The sequence below is a fragment of the Mycobacterium sp. OTB74 genome (genome assembly GCF_029892685.1).
Classification (GTDB): Bacteria; Actinomycetota; Actinomycetes; order Mycobacteriales; family Mycobacteriaceae; genus Mycobacterium.
The window spans coordinates 1-1,138 of the sequence record NZ_JARXVD010000062.1 but is presented as its reverse complement, the minus strand read 5'-3'; the positions used below and the strand labels follow the sequence as shown (position 1 = coordinate 1,138).

The window sequence follows — 1,138 nt, the reverse complement described above, 5'->3', positions numbered from 1 at the left end:
CTAGTGTCCTGAGTCGTTAATTCGGTCTCGTTTGTTATGGTGGGCCATGGCGACTCGTGGTCCTGCGGCAGTTCCGATTGTGTTGACCGACGACGAGCGCTGGGAGTTGGAAGGATGGACACGTCGCCGGACCAGTGCTGCGGGACTGGCGTTGCGGGCGCGGATCGTGCTGGCCGCCGCCGACGGTGGCACCAATGTCGAGGTCGCTGATCGACTGGAGCTTGATCGGTCAACAGTTCGCAAGTGGCGCAACAGGTTTGCCGAACACCGCTGCGACGGGTTACTGGATGAGCCACGTCCTGGCCGACCCCGGGTCGTCGGTGACGAGCAGATCAAAGAGTTGATCACCGCCACCCTGGAAACAACACCACCAGATGCCACGCACTGGTCGACGCGGTCGATGGCCGATCATCTGGGCCTGTCACAGTCGATGGTCTCGCGGGTCTGGCGGGCGTTCGGATTGGCTCCGCACAAGCAGGATTCATGGAAGCTGTCCAAAGATCCGCTGTTCGTGGAGAAAGTCCGCGACGTGGTCGGCCTGTACCTGGATCCACCCGAGCGAGCGGTGGTGCTCTGTGTGGACGAAAAGACCCAGATCCAGGCCCTCAACCGGACCCAGCCGGTGTTCCCGATGCTGCCCGGCACGCCGGCCCGAGCCAGCCACGATTACGTCCGCCACGGAACCTCAAGCCTTTATGCCGCACTGGATCTGGCTTCAGGGCAGGTCATCGGATCACTCCATGCCCGGCACCGATCCCAGGAGTTCTTGGCGTTCCTGAAAAAGATCGACGCGAACGTTCCCGCGGACCTGGATTGTCATGTCGTGCTCGACAACGCCTCGACCCACAAGACGCCCGCCGTCAAGCGTTGGCTGCTCAACCATCCACGGTTTGTCCTGCACTTCACCCCAACCAGCTCATCCTGGCTCAATCTCGTCGAACGCTGGTTCGCCGAACTGACCACCAAGAAACTGCGCCGCGGCACCCACACTTCAGTGCGGCAGCTCAACGCCGACATCCGCGCCTGGATCAACACCTGGAACGACAATCCCCGCCCCTACGTGTGGACCAAAACCGCCAACCAAATCCTCGAATCCATCGCCAACTATTGCAGACGAATTAACGACTCAGGACACTAG

1 protein-coding gene is annotated in these 1,138 nt (G+C 61.2%); it reads left to right on the top strand.

Going from position 1 to position 1,138, the window contains the following annotated elements; translation table 11 throughout:
* The first annotated feature begins 46 nt into the window (after nucleotides 1–46).
* Nucleotides 47–1,138, top strand: a complete 1,092-nt coding sequence (locus M2432_RS27920) for an IS630 family transposase (protein WP_280830096.1) — start codon at nucleotides 47–49, stop codon at nucleotides 1,136–1,138.

Excerpts from the sequence above, each read along its gene's own strand:
- M2432_RS27920 (WP_280830096.1), top strand. The coding sequence starts at position 47 with ATGGCGACTCGTGGTCCTGCGGCAGTTCCGATTGTGTTGACCGACGAC.